Annotated in this window: 7 protein-coding genes, 1 tRNA gene and 1 other RNA gene; 6 read left to right on the top strand and 3 right to left on the bottom strand. The window is 72.8% G+C overall.

Translation table 11 applies throughout. The features are described 5' to 3' along the window. Positions 1-138 precede the first annotated feature (138 nt). Positions 139-1,395 (top strand): multidrug effflux MFS transporter, encoded by a 1,257-nt coding sequence (locus BIU95_RS12950; protein ID WP_017888673.1) that lies wholly within the window; start codon positions 139-141, stop codon positions 1,393-1,395. A gap of 39 nt (positions 1,396-1,434) precedes the next feature. After that, positions 1,435-3,420, top strand: a complete 1,986-nt coding sequence (locus BIU95_RS12945; RefSeq protein ID WP_071251864.1) for a helicase HerA-like domain-containing protein — start codon at positions 1,435-1,437, stop codon at positions 3,418-3,420. Between the two features lie 19 nt (positions 3,421-3,439). Here BIU95_RS12945 and BIU95_RS12940 read toward each other — a convergent pair whose 3' ends face one another. Both BIU95_RS12940 and BIU95_RS12935 read right to left on the bottom strand, forming a co-directional pair. Beyond that, entirely contained in the window at positions 3,440-4,084 is a 645-nt protein-coding gene (locus BIU95_RS12940) for a hypothetical protein (RefSeq protein ID WP_017888675.1), read from the bottom strand. 299 nt (positions 4,085-4,383) lie between these two features. Continuing rightward, positions 4,384-4,468: transfer RNA gene (locus BIU95_RS12935), tRNA-Ser, on the bottom strand. A 121-nt stretch (positions 4,469-4,589) separates the two neighbouring features. On the opposite strand from BIU95_RS12935, the gene pta reads away from it, so the two are divergent. Both pta and BIU95_RS12925 read left to right on the top strand, forming a co-directional pair. Continuing rightward, positions 4,590-6,698, top strand: a complete 2,109-nt coding sequence (pta, locus tag BIU95_RS12930; protein WP_071251863.1) for a phosphate acetyltransferase — start codon at positions 4,590-4,592, stop codon at positions 6,696-6,698. 49 nt (positions 6,699-6,747) lie between these two features. After that, positions 6,748-7,944, top strand: coding sequence for an acetate/propionate family kinase (locus tag BIU95_RS12925; protein WP_071251862.1), 1,197 nt, complete (start codon positions 6,748-6,750; stop codon positions 7,942-7,944). Positions 7,945-8,500: 556 nt separating this feature from the next. Here BIU95_RS12925 and BIU95_RS12920 read toward each other — a convergent pair. Beyond that, positions 8,501-9,175, bottom strand: a complete 675-nt coding sequence (locus BIU95_RS12920; RefSeq protein WP_071251861.1) for an SDR family oxidoreductase — start codon at positions 9,173-9,175, stop codon at positions 8,501-8,503. A 37-nt stretch (positions 9,176-9,212) separates the two neighbouring features. Between BIU95_RS12920 and ffs the strand changes: the two genes are divergently transcribed. Then, positions 9,213-9,309, top strand: an RNA gene (gene ffs, locus BIU95_RS12915) — signal recognition particle sRNA small type. Positions 9,310-9,622: 313 nt separating this feature from the next. Then, positions 9,623-17,218, top strand: coding sequence for a choice-of-anchor G family protein (locus BIU95_RS12910; RefSeq protein WP_139179792.1), 7,596 nt, complete (start codon positions 9,623-9,625; stop codon positions 17,216-17,218). Positions 17,219-17,274: the final 56 nt, after the last annotated feature.

The raw sequence follows: 17,274 nt of genomic DNA, 5'->3' as shown, positions 1-17,274 counted from the left end.
CACGAGCCGCTTCACGCAGGCCGCCGACACCGGCGGCGCCGAGCACACACGGGCGACCGTAGGATGGTTCCGCGGACGAATCGATTCGATCGGCCCGCGATCACCCTCCGCCCCTCATCGTCGAAGGACTCCTGTCTCGTGACCGCGCCCGCCACCACCGGTTCGCTCCGGGTCGTCCTGCACCCGGGAGACTCGCTCTCCCGCAGGCAGCGACTCGTCTACGTCTTCGTCCTGGGCGCCCTGACGGCGCTCGGTCCGTTCACGATCGACCTCTACCTGCCGGCGTTCCCGGCGATCAAGGACCAGTTCGGCGTCACCGACGGCGCGGTCCAGCTGACGCTCACCGCGACGACGCTCGGCTTCGCCATCGGGCAGCTCCTGGTCGGCCCGTGGAGCGACAAGGTGGGCCGCCGCCTGCCGCTGATCATCGCGACGACGGTGCACATCGCCGCCTCGATCGGTGCGGCGACCGCACCGGACATCGAACTGCTCGCGGTGTTCCGCGTGCTGCAGGGCATGGGTGCCGCGGCCGGTGGTGTGGTGGCGATGGCGACGGTGCGCGACCTGTTCGGCGGCAAGCCGCTGGTGCGCATGTTGTCCCGGCTGGCGATGGTGAACGGCCTCGCGCCGATCCTCGCGCCGCTCATCGGTTCGCAGATGCTGCAGTTCACCAGCTGGCGCGGCATCTTCGTCTTCCTCGCCTGCTACGGCCTCGCCGTGGTGATCGCCTCGGTCCTGCTCATCGTCGAGACCCTGCCGCCGGCCCGCCGGCACGAGGCCGGGCACTCCACCATCGGCCAGCGCTACAAGGCGCTGTTCTCCGACCGGATCTTCGTCGGCGTCGCGCTCATCGGCGCGATGGTGTTCAGCGGCCTGTTCTCGTACCTCAGCGCGTCGCCGTTCCTGTTCCAGCAGGTCTACGGTCTCGACGCGCAACAGTACGGACTGCTCTTCGCAGTCAACTCGGTCGGGGTCGTCCTCGGTGTGCAGATCTCGTCGCGGCTCGCCCAGCGTGTCGGTCCGCAGTGGATCCTGGCATGCTCGACCGCGACCCTGCTGCTGGCGTCGCTCGCGATCATCGTCCTCGACCAGCTCGGTGCCGGTCTGGTCGGCGTGCTCGTGCCGCTCTGGTTCTTCATCGCCGCGTGCGGGTTCTCGTTCCCGCTCGTCCAGGTCATCGGTCTCGCCGCCCACGGGAAAGAGGCGGGGACCGCCGCCTCGGTACTCGGCGCCCTGAACTTCGGCGTCGCCGGGCTCATCTCGCCGGTGGTCGGCTGGCTCGGCATCACGACGGCCAGCCCGATGGCGATCGTGATGGCGTCGACCGCCGCCGTCGCGATCCTCGTGCTCTGGTTCGTGGTCCGCCCCAGGACGGTCCCCGCGCTCACACACTGACCCCGAACCGCCGCGGGTCAGACTCCCTAGGCTGTGCCCATGAGCGACGCGACGGAGCGGGCACGGGCGGCTGCCGAGGCAGCGAGGCAGGCTGCCGACGAGGCACGTCGGCTCGCCGACGAAGCGGTGCTGCGCGCCGAGGAGCTCGCCGCCGCCCTGACGGCGGAGGAGCAGGCGAGCCTGACCGCCGACGCGGAACCCGCGGTCGTCGGGTCCCCGCCACCCACCGGCCAGGAGGCGCGGCTCGCGCCCGACGCGGAGCCCACCGCTCCGGTCGCACCGGTTCCCACCACCCCTGGCGCGCGGGTCGACGCGACCGCCCCGGATCCGGTGGCGACGACGGCGACCGGCACCGTGCCTCCCGTCCGTGCCGAAGCCGGCCCGCTCGGACCGGACGCGGTCGCCGCGATCCGCGACGGCTACGCCGTCGACGGCGGCGCGATCGAACTCGGCGCCCTGGTCAACGGCGCAGCGGTGCCCGACGTGCAGGTCCGGATCCCGCTCGCGATGCTGAACCGGCACGGGCTGGTGGCGGGGGCGACCGGCACCGGCAAGACCCGGACGCTGCAGGTGCTCGCCGAGCAGATCGCGGCGAACGGGGTGCCCGTGTTCGCCGCCGACGTCAAGGGCGACCTGTCGGGTCTGGCCGTCGCGGGGCAGGCGAACGACAAGCTCCTCGACCGCACCGCGGGCATCGGTCAGCAGTGGCAGGGCGTCGCGAGCCAGGCCGAACTGTTCTCGCTGGGCGGGCAGGGCACCGGCGTGCCGATCCGTGCCACCGTGTCGGGCTTCGGACCGCTGCTGCTGTCGAAGGTGCTCGGGCTGAACGACACGCAGGAGTCCTCGCTCGGCCTGGTGTTCCACTACGCCGCGCAGCAGGGCCTCGCGCTGGTGGACCTCGACGACCTGCGGAGCGTGCTGACGTTCCTGGTGAGCGACCAGGGCAAGGGGGAACTCGCCGAGCTCGGGGGCCTGTCGAAGCAGACCGCCGGGGTGATCCTGCGCGAGCTCGTCACCTTCGCCGACCAGGGTGCCGACCAGTTCTTCGGCGAGCCCGAGATCGACACACAGGTGTTCCTGCGGACGGCGGCGGACGGGCGGGGGATCGTCAGCCTGCTCGAGGTGCCCGGTGTGCAGGACCGGCCGGAGGTCTTCTCGACGTTCCTGATGTGGTTGCTGGCCGACCTGTTCAACGAGCTGCCCGAGGTCGGCGACCAGGAGAAGCCGAAGCTCGTGTTCTTCCTGGACGAGGCGCACCTGTTGTTCAGCGGTGCGTCGAAGGACTTCACCGAGCAGATCGTGCGGACCGTTCGGCTCATCCGGTCGAAGGGCGTCGGGGTCTTCTTCGTGACGCAGACCCCGAAGGACGTGCCGAACGACGTGCTCGCGCAGCTCGGATCGCGCATCCAGCACCAGCTCCGCGCGCACACGCCGGACGACGCGAAGGCGCTCCGGGCGACGGTGTCGACGTACCCGACGAGCGACTACGATCTGGGGGAGGTGCTCACGTCGCTCGCGACCGGTGAGGCGATCGTCACGGTGATGAACGAACGTGGTGCTCCGACCCCGGTCGCGTGGACCCGGCTGCGCGCACCGCAGGGGTCGATGGACCCGATGCCGGCCGACGAGATGGCCACCCGGGTGCAGGCCTCACCGCTCCTGGCGACCTACGGCACCCGCGTCGACCCGGACTCGGCCCACGAGGTGCTCGCGCGTCGCATGGAGGCCGCGGCCGCCGAGGCCGCTGCTGCTGCCGAAGCCGCCGCTGCCGACACCGCCGCGGACGCGTCGGCGGTCGAGGCCCAGCGGGAGTTCGAACGGCAACAGCGGGAGTTCGAGCGTGCCGAGCGGGCGTCGGAGTCGCGGCGTTCCGGTCGGACCGGTGGTTCCGGTCGGACGACCCGGCCCGGGACGCGGCGCTCCGCGGACGACCCGCTGACCGATCTGCTCGGCGCAGGGCTCGGCGGGACCATCGCGAAGGAAGTGGTCCGGGGGATCTTCTCGACGCTGCGGCGGCGACGCTGACCGTTGCCGTGCGGCCGGTTCAGCGGGCGTCGAGGCCGGCGAACTCGACGGCGAGCAGCCCGCCGACGACCAGCACGACGAGGCCGCCGACGAGCAGGAACACCGCACGCTGCTCGTACCAGGCGCGGCTCGTCGGGTACCGCTTCGCGAAGGTGCGGACCGAGACCGGCCGAGCGTCCTCGACGACCTGCACGCCGAGCGCGTCGACCACCCGGTCGAGTCCGTCGTCGCCCCAGACGTCGGCCCGGAGCCGGAACAGGTGAGTGCCGATCCGGTCGAACGCGACGAGTTCTCGCACGGTCCGGTCCACCGACGAGCCGAACGTCGTGGCGAGGACCAGGCTGTGCACGCGGTCACGGGGGATCCGGCGGTGCGCGGTGAGCACCCCGCGGATCGTCACGCCGTCGTCGTCGATCCCGATGAACGCGGTGTGCAGCCGGACGAACACGACGCCGACGGCCGCGGCCATCGCGACGACGATGCCGGCGAAGACAGCCCAGGTGCGGAACGGGAACGAGACCCAGACCAGGGCGACGGCGAGCGGCACGGCCGAGAAGGCGATGCTCAGCGCCGTGGAGCGGACGAGCGAGCGGCGCGGGCGGAGGACCGTGTCGAAGACGGACAGGCGAACGGGCACGGCCGCCGGCACGGTGGTTTCCCCCATGGCGCGTCTCCTCGTCCCCTCGGGTGTTCCGGGCACGCTGACCAGCACGCCTTCCGAGCGACGCCCCTGCCGCTCGATGCACCGCGGTCGGCTCGTCCCGGAGCCGTTCGCTCGGCCAGCATAGGCGACCGACGGGTATCGGGGACAGCCCGTTCCACCCCTGATCAGCGTTTCCCGGCCAACGCAGGGGCACCAGGGCACGTGCTGGTCCGCCGGGTGGGGGACCACTGCGCCTGCGGAACGACGAAGGACCCACACCGAGCCGGTGCGGGTCCTTCGTTCGTGCTGTTCGTTCGCTGCGGAGAATGGGGGATTCGAACCCCCGAGGGCTTGCACCCAACACGCTTTCCAAGCGTGCGCCATAGGCCACTAGGCGAATTCTCCTGACACCGTCTCGCGACGGCGACACCCAATGGTACAGGTTCTGCGCGGTGCTCACGACCGCGTGTCGTCGGCGCCGGTGCTCCCAGATGTCGTGACACGTCCGGCGACTACCCTGGGCGTCGTGTCGACCCGCATCTACATCACGTCAGCAGAAGGGCACACGGGCAAGAGCACCGTCGCCCTCGGTGTCCTCGAGACCCTCGCCCGGTCCGTCGGCCGCGTCGGCGTGTTCCGGCCCGTCGCCCGCTCGGTGGTCGAGCCCGACTACGTCCTCGAACTGCTGCTGCAGCACACGGCCGTCGGCATCTCCTACGACGACGCCGTCGGGGTCACCTACGACGACGTGCACGCCGACCCCGAGGCGGCGCTCGGCACCATCGTCACCCGGTTCGCCCAGGTGGAGCGGCAGTGCGACGCCGTCGTGGTGCTCGGGTCCGACTACACCGACGTCGGCAGCCCCACCGAGCTGTCCTTCAACGCGAAGGTCGCCGCGAACCTCGGCGCCCCGGTGCTCCTCGTGCTGGGTGGCCGCGACGCCGCCGAGCGTGCGGCCCGCAGCCCCGAGGGCATGGCGCAGGTCGCGGACGTCACGACCAGCGAGCTGCGGGCGGCACACGCGCAGCTGTTCGGCGTCGTGGTGAACCGCGCCGACCCGGACGCCCTCGCCGCCATCGTGACGAGCGTCGAGCAGGCCGTGCACGACGACCACCCCGACGTCCCGGTGTGGGCGATCCCCGAGGACCGCGTGCTCGTCGCCCCGACCGTCCGCGCTCTGCTGCAGGCCACCGGCGCCACCCTGGTGCGCGGTGACGACGCCCTGCTCGACCGCGAGGCACTCGGCACCGTGGTCGCGGGCATGAGCATGGAGAACGTCCTGCCCCGGCTGATCGAGGGCGGCATCGTCGTGGTCCCCGGTGACCGGAGCGACGTCCTCATCGCCACGCTGCTCGCCAACCAGTCCGAGACCTTCCCGAGCCTCGCCGGCGTCATCCTGAACGGCGGGTTCGAGATCGCCCCGCAGGTGTCCCGGCTGCTCGAGGGCCTGTCGAGCTCGCTGCCGATCGCGCGGAACGACCTCGGGACGTACGACACCGCCCTGCGCATCACCCAGACCCGTGGCCGTCTGGCCGCGGACTCGCCCCGGAAGGCCGACCTGGCGCTCGCGCTGTTCGAGCAGCACGTCGACGCTGAGGCCCTGCGCGACCGCCTGCAGCTCGCCCCCTCCGGCGTCGTCACCCCGCTGATGTTCGAGCACGGCCTGCTCGACCGGGCCCGCAGCTACGGCAAGCGCATCGTCCTGCCCGAGGGCGAGGACGACCGCATCCTCCGCGCCGCCTCCACCCTGCTGCAGCGCCAGGTCTGCGACCTCACGATCCTCGGCGACCCCGCCGCCATCCGCACCCGGGCGACCGAGCTCGGCCTCGACCTCGAGGCCGCGCAGCTCGTCTCGCCGTTCGACCCCGAGCTGCGCGAACGCTTCGCCGAGGAGTACACCCGGCTCCGCGCCCACAAGGGGATGTCGATCGAGCTTGCCCGCGACACCGTCACCGACGTCTCGTACTTCGGCACGATGATGGTGCAGCTCGGGCTCGCCGACGGCATGGTCTCCGGCGCGAAGCACACCACGGCGCACACCATCCGACCGTCGTTCGAGATCATCAAGACCCGTCCGGACACCTCGATCGTGTCGAGCGTGTTCCTGATGGCGCTCGCCGACCGCGTGCTGGTCTACGGCGACTGCGCGGTGATCCCGGACCCGACGAGCGAGCAGCTCGCCGACATCGCGATCTCCTCCGCCGAGACCGCGACCCAGTTCGGCATCGACCCGCGCGTCGCCATGCTCAGCTACTCCACCGGTGACAGCGGCTCCGGCGCCGACGTCGACAAGGTGCGCGCCGGCACCGCGTTCGTGCGGGAACGCCGGCCCGACCTGCTCGTGGAGGGCCCGATCCAGTACGACGCCGCGGCCGACCCCACGGTCGCGTCGACCAAGATGCCGGACTCCCCGGTGGCCGGCCGGGCGACGGTGTTCATCTTCCCGGACCTCAACACCGGCAACAACACGTACAAGGCCGTGCAGCGTTCGGCCGGTGCCGTGGCGATCGGCCCGGTCCTGCAGGGTCTGCGCAAGCCGATCAACGACCTGTCGCGCGGCGCCCTGGTGGGCGACATCGTGAACACCGTCGCGATCACCGCGATCCAGGCCGGCACCGCGACCGACGCGGCCTGACCGCCCGACCCGCACCGCGCCTCCAGGCCCGACAGAAAGTGACCACCCCGTGACCGCAGCCCTCGTCGTCAACTCCGGCTCGAGTTCGTTCAAGTACCAGCTCATCGAGCTCGAGGACGAGCGCACGCTCGCCTCCGGCCTCGTCGAGCGCATCGGCGAATCCGCCGGGGCCTGGAAGCACACCAACGCGCTGACAGGGGAGTCGTCGTCGAACGACGCCGCGTCGGTGCCCGACCACGCGGCCGGGTTCCAGGCGATGATCGACGCGTTCGCGAAGGTCGGCCCGTCGTTCGACGAGCACCCGCCCGCCGTCGTCGGCCACCGCGTCGTCCACGGCGGCACCACCTTCGACCGCGCGACGGTCGTCACCGACCAGGTCGAGCAGCAGATCGAGGACCTCAACAGCCTCGCGCCGCTGCACAACCCCGCCAACCTCGAGGGGATCCGGGCCGCGAAGCAGGTGTTCTCGGACGTCCCGCACGTCGCCGTGTTCGACACCGCGTTTCACCAGACGATGCCGCCGCACGCCTACACGTACGCGATCCCCGCCGACCTGGCCGCCGAGTACGGGATCCGCCGCTACGGCATGCACGGCACCAGCCACAAGTACGTCTCCGAGCAGGCCGCGGAGGTCCTCGACCGGCCGCTCGCCGAGCTCAAGACGATCGTGCTGCACCTGGGCAACGGCGCCTCGGTCGCAGCGATCGACGGCGGGAAGTCCATCGAGACCTCGATGGGGCTCACCCCGCTCGAGGGGCTCGTCATGGGCACCCGCTCCGGCGACCTGGACCCCGCGGTCCTCATCCACCTGCACCGCGAGGCCGGGATGACCTTCGACGAGCTCGACACCATGCTCAACAAGCGGTCCGGCCTGCTCGGCCTGACGGGCAGCGGCGACATGCGCGACGTGCAGGACGCCGCCACCAAGGGCGACGAGCAGGCGGAGGCGGCGCTCGCCGTGTACCGCCACCGCATCCGTCGCTACGTGGGCGCCTACACGGCACAGCTCGGCGGGCTCGACGCGGTCGTGTTCACCGCAGGGGTCGGCGAGAACAACGCGCTGCTGCGGCGCCGCGTGCTCGCGGGGCTCGAGCACCTGGGCATCGAGGTCGACCCGGACCGGAACGAGCTGGCGTCGCGGGACGCCCGCCGCATCTCGACGGACGGCTCGCGGGTCGCGGTGCTCGTGATCCCGACGAACGAGGAACTCGAGATCGCTCGGCAGTCGGCTGCGGTCGCGCTCTGAGGCGTGGCGTCGCGGCGTCGCGCGTCGCGGCGGCACGGTGCGGTGTTCGTGGGCTGGTGCGGGGTTGGCTGCTGGGTGCGCGCTTGTAGCGCGGCACGGGGCGCGCAAGTCCGCACGGGTTGAGTAGGTGCGCACGGTGCGGACGGGAGGCGCGGGGTGGGTTGGCTGCGTGCCTCCCGTCCGTCGGTGGGTTGCGTCGCGGCGGCACGGTGCGGTGTTCGTGGGTGGGTGCGGTGTTGGCTGCTGGGTGCGCGTTTGCGGCGCGGCACGGGGCGCGGAAGTCCGCACGGGGTGAGCAGGCGCGCACGGTGCGGACGGGAGGCGCGGGGCGGGTTGGCTGCGTGCCTCCCGTCCGCCGGTGGGTTGCGTCGCGGCGGCACGGTGCGGTGTTCGTCGGCTGGTGCGGGGTTGGCTGCTGGGTGCGCGCTTGCAGCGCGGCACGGGGCGCGCAAGTCCGCACGGGGTGAGCAGGCGCGCACGGTGCGTGGCCCATCACCTTCGGCGAGGAGCTCGCACGGGGTGACGAAGCGCGCACGGTGCCGGCTGCACCGACGGGTCAGGTGAGGGCGTTCAGCGCCGCCGGGATCGGGGTGTCGCCACTGGTGACCTCGAACTGCACGCCGACCGCGGCATCGTCGAGCAGTGCGTGCAGGACGACGGTCGCGACGTCCGCACGGGGGATCGAGCCCCGTGGCACCGTCCGGCCGACGTCGACGGTTCCCTGCGGGGGAGTGTCCAGCAGCCCGCCGGGACGCACGATCGTCCAGCGGAGGCGTCGAGCCCGCAGGTTCGCGTCGGCCTCGGCCTTCGCCCGCAGGTAGACCTGGAACACCGCGGCGTCATCCTGGGCGGGCACGACCGCGAGCTGGGGGTCGTAGGTGTCGGCCGCCATCGCCGAGATCATCACGTAGCGCTCGATGCCGGCACGCTCGGCGGCGTCGGCGAGCAGGATCGCGCCGTCGCGGTCGACCGTGAGCTTCCGTTCGGCGCCGCTGTTCGGTCCGGCACCGGCGGCGAAGACCACGGCGTCCACCCCGCGCAGGCGCAGCGCCAGGTCGTCGTCGCTCAGCTGCTCCAGGTCCGCGACGATCGCACGGGCCCCCTGTTGCTCGACATCGGCCACGTGCGCGGGGTTGCGGACGATGGCGACGGCGTCGTGGCCGGCGTCGGTGATCTGGCGGGCGAGGAGCAGGGCGATCTGGCCGTGTCCTCCGGCGATGGCGATCTTCATGTGTTCGAGTCTGCCCGTCGCGTCCGGTAGACTTCTCGGCGGCTCCTCACGTGACGCCATCCAGGCCAACTCCCCCAGGGCGGAAACGCAGCAAGGGTAACCAGGCTCTGGCGGGTGCGTGAGGAGTCTTCTTCGTTCCCGGAGGGTAACCAGGGCTGCGCTGATCTCGTGTGCGGGTGCGTGAGGAGTCTTCTTCGTTGCCGGCCTGAGCTCCGCTCCGGCCCGGCCCGGCCCGGGCCGACACCCCCCCCGTTCGGGAGGGCCAGCCCACTTTTTCGGCGTCACGTGCGGACACCAACCTGATCGTGTGTAAAGATTCCGCTCAGGAATCCCCAACCAGGATTCCGACCCTCCACCGCCTCACCAGCGGAGGAGCCACCACCGCCTCACCAGCGGTGGATTCCGAGGATCAGGTGGCGGGCGCGCCCGCCAGGAAAAGAGACACGCATGCGCAGGCACGCGTCGCTGCCCGGTACCCCTGTACCCACCGCAGCGGACGAACGGACACGACGGATCACCCGCGCCGGCGGCCCAGCTCGAGGACGAGCGACGGACCACCGGCGGCTCCTCCTGCGCAGCGGCGTCGTCGCCACGGTGACGGCGCTCATCGCCGCCACCGTGGCGATCCAACCCGCTGCGGCCGCCCAGACCGACGTCGTCGAGGCTGAGGGGCTGCTGCTCAGCGGCTCCGGCATCGTCGACGCCGATGCGGTCGCCGAACTCGGCGGCGCGTACTCGGCTCGGGGTGCCACCTCGGGCGGCGGCACCACGAACCAGCCGCTCAACCTGACGGCGCTCGAGGCCGTCGGGGTCGACCTCGGCAACGACATCGACCTGCTCGGTCAGAACGGCATCCTGACCCTCGGCGTCGACGGTCAGTACGCCACGACCTCGGCGACGGGTGCGAACGCGTCGTCCGGCCTGCTCACGAACGACGGCGGCATTGGCGTCGGCACCGGGGCCGGCACCGGCGCCGCGACGCTCGACCTCAACCCGCTGTTCTCGCGCGTCGGTGCCGACACCACGGTGCTGTCGAACGCGCAGCTGCGGGTCGGCGCCCTGGCGTCCCGGATCCAGGCGACGCGCGGCACCACCGTCGAGACGACGACGGACTACCGGATCGCCGGCGCGGACCTCGACCTGACGAGCCCGGCGGTCGCCGGGCTCAGCACCGCGCTGCGGGCCGACCTGCGGACACTGTCGTCCTCGGTGAACTCGGCCGTCGGCGCGAACGGCGCCCTCTCCGGCACCACCACCGCCCTGACCGCCGACATCCAGCGGCTGCTCCGTGGCACGGCCCTCGGCCTGGTGAACGTCAACGGCACGAACGTCACCGCGACGGTCGATCTCAACCTCGACGACACCCTGACCCGGGTCCTGCAGGAACCCCTGACCGACGGTGCCGTGACGATCACGCCGGCGACGGGCGCGATCACCGTCGACCTCGACCAGCTGACCACGTTGAACGGCCAGCCGGCGAACACGTCGGTGCTGACCGAGGCCGCAGTGGACTCGATCAACCGGAGCATCACGACGATCCTCGGTACCCAGCTGCCGACGGCGCTGCAGACCGCGGTCGTGAACACGATCAACTCGACGGCGGTCCGGGTGAACATCACCGCGAACATCACCGCTGCCGGCCTCCCGCTCGCCGGACTCGCGCTGCGCGCGGACACCACGCTCGGCGCCCTGGCCGGCACGGCGCCAGCCACCGCCACCGTGACCGCGACCGGTGGGCCGCTCGGGCTGAACGCCCTCGGCACGCTGCTCACCCCGGCGGTGAACACGATCGTGGTCCCGGCGGTGCAGACCATCGTGCGTCCGCTCGTCACGGGCGCCGCCCTGACGAACCTCGGCACGACGCTCACGGCGACGACCTCGGCCGTCTCCACCCTGCTGCGCCCCGTGGTGCTGCTGCTCCGTCAGGTCGTCGACCTCACCGTGAACGCGCAGGACACCACCGGCTTCCGCGACCCCCGCGGGTACGACACCGGATCGCGGAGCGTGCACGCCCTGCGGCTCTCCGTGCTCCCCGGGGTGAACGTCGCCACCGTGGACCTCGCCACCTCGACCGTGCGCGCCACGGCGTTCGCGGCTCCGACCATCACGGCACCCACGGCCGGACAGCAGTTCACCGTGCCGTCGGCGACCTCGACCCGCAGCGTCGTCGTGAGCGGTGCCGGCGAGCCCGGTGCGACCGTGGCCGTCAGCCTCGGCGGGGACCGGACCGGCACGGCGACCGTCGCTGCCGACGGGACCTGGACGACCACCATCACCGCCGTCCCCACCGGTTCCTTCACCGCGACCGCGACCCAGACGGTCGGCGGCATCACGGCGGGCACCGCGACGCAGGACTTCTCCGTCGTCGCACAGCGCGCCCTCACGATCACCACCCCGACGACCGGTCAGACCTTCACCACAACGGGGGAGAGCGCCCCGGTCACCCTGACGGGCACCGCGACGCCGAACGCGACCATCAGCATCGACCTGGGCGGCGGCATGACCGCGACCGGGACCGCGGACGACGCCGGCGCCTGGAGCGTCACCGTCCCCGAGGTCCCCGTCGGCGACCAGACGGCGAGCGTGACGCAGACCGTCGGCGACACGACCTCGGCACCCGTGACGCGGTCCTTCCGGGTCGCTGCCGCGGCCGGCCTGACCGTCGACACCCCCACGCCGGACCAGGACTTCCCGCTCGCCGGTGACACCCGGTCCGTCCCGTTCTCCGGCAGCGCACAGGCCGGAGCCCGCGTGGACGTCGACCTCGGTGACGGCCTGACCGCCACCACCCGCGCGAACGCCGACGGCACCTGGTCGACCAGCGTGACGGACGTCCCGGCCGGGGAGTACTCGGCCGAGGTCACGCAGACCCTCGGCGGCACGACGAGCGCTGCTGTCACCCGCGACTTCACCGTCACGGCAGCGCCCGCGCTCACCATCGACGAACCGACCGACGGCAGCACCATCACCGTCGCGGACGCGACCTCGACCACCCCGGTGCGGGTGTCCGGCTCGGCCGCGCCCGACGCGCGGGTCACCGTCGGGATCGGCGGGTCCTTCACCGCCGCGGTCACCGCCGACGAGGACGGTGCCTGGACGACGACCTTCGCGGACGTCCCGGTCGGCGAGCGGACCGTCACCGCACTGCAGACCGTGGACGGCACCACCTCGGGTCCGGTGGAGTCCACCTTCACCGTCGAGGCCGGGGACCCGCTGGCGATCACAGCGCCCGAGGACGGCGACGTGGTCACCGTGCTCGACGCCGACACGACCACTGATCTCGACCTGGCCGGCACGGCCGAGGCCGGCGCCCGGGTGCGGGTCTCGCTCGGCGACGGGCTGACCGCGACCACGACGGCCGACGACGACGGCACCTGGACGCTCACCGTTGCCGACGTCCCGGTCGGTCGGTACACGATCTCGGCGACGCAGACCGTCGGCGGGACCACCTCGCCGGCCGTCCGCCAGGTCGTCACGGTGCAGGCGGGCGCCCCGCTCGCCGTCACCGCCCCGACGCAGGATGCCACCGTCACGGTCGCCACCGACGACTCCGTCGTCGACGTCACCGTGCGGGGCACCGCGCAGCCCGGCGCCCGCATCGAGGTCGTCCTCGACGACGGCGATGCGGTGTCCACCACCGCGAACCCGCAGGGTGCCTGGTCGGTGGTCCTCGCCGACGTCGGCACCGGCGACCACACCGCGACGGTCACCCAGACCGTCGACGGCGCGACCTCGGAACCGGTCGGCCGTGACTTCGCGGTCGAGGCCGGCGACGAACTCGTCATCGTGGCACCGGGTGACGCCCAGCAGGTCCCCGCCGGCACCGGCGGGCAGGCCAACGTGGTCGTCCGCGGCACCGCGGAGCCCGGCGCGACCGTCACCGTCACGATCGACGAGGGCGACCCCGTCGAGGTCGTCACGGACACGGCCGGGAACTGGGAGCTCCCGACCACGCAGCTCGGCATCGGCGAGCACACCGTCGAGGCCGTGCAGACCGTGAACGGCACCGAGGGCCCGGTGGTCACGCGTGACTTCACCGTGGTCCCCGGCAACGCCATCGTCATCGACACCCCGGCGAGCGGCGCACGATTCGTCGTGATCGACACCGACGCCACCGCGACCGTCCGGATCACCGGCACGGCCGAGCCCGGCGCCGCGGTCACCGTCTCGGTCGGACCCGGCACCCGGTTCACCACCACGGCGGACGACGACGGGCAGTGGGCGGTCGACGCGACCGGTCTCGCCCCGAAGGGCCTGTACACGGTGTCGGCCAGCCAGGAGGTCGAGGACTTCGTGACGAGCGCCGTCCCGATCACCTTCGAGGTCGTCACGGCCAACGCGCTCACGATCACCGGCCCGGACACCGACCCGATCACGGTCGCCGGCCCCGACGTCGAGCGCGACGTCACGGTCACCGGTACCGGCCAGCCCGGTGCCGCGGTCACGGCGACCCTCGCCGGGGCCGAGGACCAGCGGACGACGGTCGGCGCCGACGGCACGTGGTCGGTCACGTTCCCCGACCTCGGGGTCGACGTGCACCAGGTCGCGGTCACCCAGACCCTGGCCGGCAGTGTCTCCGACCCGCGCACCTCCGACCCGGTCGAGCGCACGGTGACCATCGAGGCCGCCGCAGCGGTCGCCATCACCGCACCGGCCACGGACGTCGTCCTGTTCGTGCCGGATGCGGACGCGACGCGCGACGTCGTGGTCACCGGCTCGGCCGAGCCGGGCGCGCCCGTCACGGTGCGACTCGGCGACGCCGAGGCGACCACCACCGCGGACACCGACGGCGACTGGACGGTCACGTTCGGTGGGGTCGGTGTCGGCACCCCGACGCTGACCGCCAGCCAGACGGTCGGCGGCACCACCGCCTCCAGTCCGGACCAGACGGTCACGGTGCGGGCCGGAACGGCGCTCGCCATCGTGACCCCGGAGGACGGCGACGTCCTGACGGTCGCCGACACGTCCGGCACCGCCGACGTCGAGGTGACCGGTCGGGCGCAGCCCGACGCCGAGGTGACGGTCCGGCTCTCGACCGGCGAGACCGAGACGGTGACCGCGGACGAGGACGGCCGGTGGGAGACCACCTTCCGGGACGTCCCGGTCGGCGACCACCGCGTCACCGCGACGCAGATCGTCGGCGGGCAGACGTCGACGCCGGTGACCGCCGCCGTGTCGGTCCGCGCCGGAGCCCCGCTCGTCGTGTCCACCCCGCGGGGTGCCACCACCGTCACGGTGGCGGACGACGACGCCACCACCGGGGTCGACTTCGCGGGCACCGGTGAGCCGGGTGCCACCGTCACGGTCGACCTCGGCGACGGTGGGACCGCCACGGCGACCGTGGACGAGGACGGCCGCTGGTCGACCACGGTCGAGGACGTGCGGACCGGCTCGTTCACGGCCTCGGTCACGCAGACCGTGAACGGCACCACGAGTGCGGCGGTCGACCGACCGGTGTCCGTGGTCGCCGCTGCCGACCTGGTCATCCGTGAGCCCGGCGACGACCCGATCACGGTGGCCGACGGCGACGCGACGACGACCGTGACGGTCGCCGGTGACGCACAGCCGGGCGCCACCGTGACGATCACCGTCGACGACCGCGACCCCGTCGAGGTCACGGCCGGTGACGACGGCTCGTGGAGCGTCGACGTGCCGGACCTGGGCGTCGGCGAGCACACCGTCGAGGTGACGCAGACCGTGGACGGCTCGACCTCGACCACCCCGGCCGAGACGACCTTCGAGATCGAGGCGGGCGCACCCGTCGTCATCACCGAGCCGACGGCCGACCAGGAGTACACGGTCGCCGACGGGGACGGCACGACGACGGTCGACGTGGCGGGAACCGCCGAGCCGGGTGCGACCGTCGTGGTCGACCTGGGCGACGGTCGCAGCGAGTCGACCACCGCGGACGACGACGGCGCCTGGAGCGTCTCGGTCCCCGGCGTGCCGGCCGGCACCACGACCGTCAGCGTCACGCAGCGCATCGACGACACCGAGTCCGCGCCGGTGACCGTGGACGTCCGCGTCCTCGTCGCCGACCCGATCACGATCGCCACCCCGGCGGACGGGACCACGATCCGGGTCGCCCAGCGCGACTCGCTCGCGACCCTCACCGCCGCGGGTGCGGCGGAGGCCGGTGCCGAGGTCCGTGTCACGATCGACGGCGGCGACGCCGTGACCGTGACGGCGACCGACGCCGGAACGTGGAGTGTCGGGCTGCCGGACACCGCCGTCGGTGCGCACACGATCCGTGCGACCCAGACGGTGGACGGCTCGACGTCCGCGCCGGTCCGCAGCACCTTCACCGTGGCACCCGGCGCCGCGTTGACGGTCACCGCCCCGGCGGACGACACCACGTTCACCGTGCCGAGCACCGACCCCACCGCGACCGTCCCGGTCGGCGGCGCAGGCCAGCCCGGCGCGACGGTCCGCGTCGTCCTCGACGACGCCGACCCGGTCGTGGTGCGCGTCGGCACCGACGGGCGGTGGGAGACCACGCTCGTCGACGTACCGGCGGGGGACCACACGCTCGTCGTCACCCAGGTCGTCAACGGCACGACGTCCGACCCGATCGAGCGCGACGTGACGGTCGTGGTCGCCGCCGCGGACGCGATCGTCGTGACGGCCCCGGCCGACGGCGCCGACTACCGCGTGCTCGGCGGTTCGACCGACGTCCGCGTGGCCGGTACCGCGGCACCGAACGCCGCCGTCTCGGTCCGCATCGACGACGGCACCGCGGTCACCACGACCGCGGACGACGACGGTGCGTGGTCCGTGACGGTGCCGGACGTCGCCGAGGGGTCCCACACGGTCACCGCCAGCCAGACGGTCGACGGCGTCAGCACCGACGCTCCGCAGGTCGGCTTCACCGTGACGGCCGTGACGCCGGTCGTCATCTCGAGCCCGACCGACGGCCAGGCGTTCTCGACCACGGGGTCGACGACGTCGGTCCCGGTGAGCGGCACCGCCGAGCCCGGCGCGACCGTCACGGTCGACATCGACGGCCGGACCGCCTCGACGACCGCCGGCGACGACGGTTCGTGGACGGTCACGATCGGTGGCGTCCCCCTCGGGGACCACACCGTGTCGGTGACGCAGACGGTCGGCGGTCGGACCTCCGACCCGGTGACGGTCGACGTCACGGTCGTGGCCGCGCAGGCGACGGGCATCGTCATCACGAGTCCCGACCCCGGGCAGCTGATCCCGGCGGACGGCTTCGGTGACACCGGCTCGTTCACGGTGACCGGTCAGGCCACCCCCGGCGCCCCGGTGACGGTGACCCTGTCCACCGGGCAGGTCCGCACCACCACGGCCGACGACGAGGGCGCGTGGAGCGTCGTGTTCGAACGCGTCCCCGAGGGTGAGTGGACGATCGGTGCCACGCAGTCCGTGAACGGTACGGACTCGGCGGCGCCCCGGGTGCCGATCGTGGTCGACACCCTGGACCCGCTCGCGGTCACCTCGCCCATGCCGGGCGAGCAGCAGATGGCGGACGACGACGGCTTCCACGACCTCGTGGTCACGGGGACCGCTGAGCCCGCTGCGACCGTCACGGTGCAGCCGATGGGCCGGGACGCGGTCGCCACCACGGCCGACCGGGGTGGCGAGTGGGAGGTCATGGTGACGCTGCCGGTCGGCGTCCACATGCTGCGGGTCACCCAGACGGTCGGTGGCTCCACCTCGCAGGCGCAGATGGTCCGCGTCGTGGTCATGGACGACTCGGTCGACCCGGAGGAACCGGGCACGCCCGGGACCCCCGGAACGCCCGGCACCCCTGGAACGCCGGGGGCGCCCGGTCTGCCCGGTACACCGGGGACCGGCGGCGGCACGGGCACCGGCACCGGTACCGGCACCGGGAACGGCTCCGGCACCGGGATCGGTGGCTCCGGCTCCGGCTCCGGCAACGGCACCGGTGGCCTCGCCTGGACCGGCGCGGACGTCGTCCCGATCGCCGGCACCGCGGCGGGCCTGGTGGCCCTCGGGTTCCTGCTGCTGGGGCTCTCCCGCCTCGCCGGCAGCCTCCGTCGCCGCACCCGCGGCTGAGTCCGCACCCGCGTCACACACCGCGCCTCCCGCCCGTCGGCCAGACGGACGGGAGG

This window comes from Curtobacterium sp. MCBA15_007, from assembly GCF_001864905.1.
Taxonomy (GTDB): Bacteria; Actinomycetota; Actinomycetes; order Actinomycetales; family Microbacteriaceae; genus Curtobacterium; species Curtobacterium poinsettiae.
This window is presented reverse-complemented; position numbering and strand designations above follow the sequence as displayed.

Coding starts and splice junctions, on each gene's coding strand:
- BIU95_RS12945 (WP_071251864.1), top strand. CDS start 1,435: ATGAGCGACGCGACGGAGCGGGCACGGGCGGCTGCCGAGGCAGCGAGG.
- BIU95_RS12940 (WP_017888675.1), bottom strand. CDS start 4,084: ATGGGGGAAACCACCGTGCCGGCGGCCGTGCCCGTTCGCCTGTCCGTC.
- BIU95_RS12910 (WP_139179792.1), top strand. CDS start 9,623: ATGCGCAGGCACGCGTCGCTGCCCGGTACCCCTGTACCCACCGCAGCG.
- BIU95_RS12920 (WP_071251861.1), bottom strand. CDS start 9,175: ATGAAGATCGCCATCGCCGGAGGACACGGCCAGATCGCCCTGCTCCTC.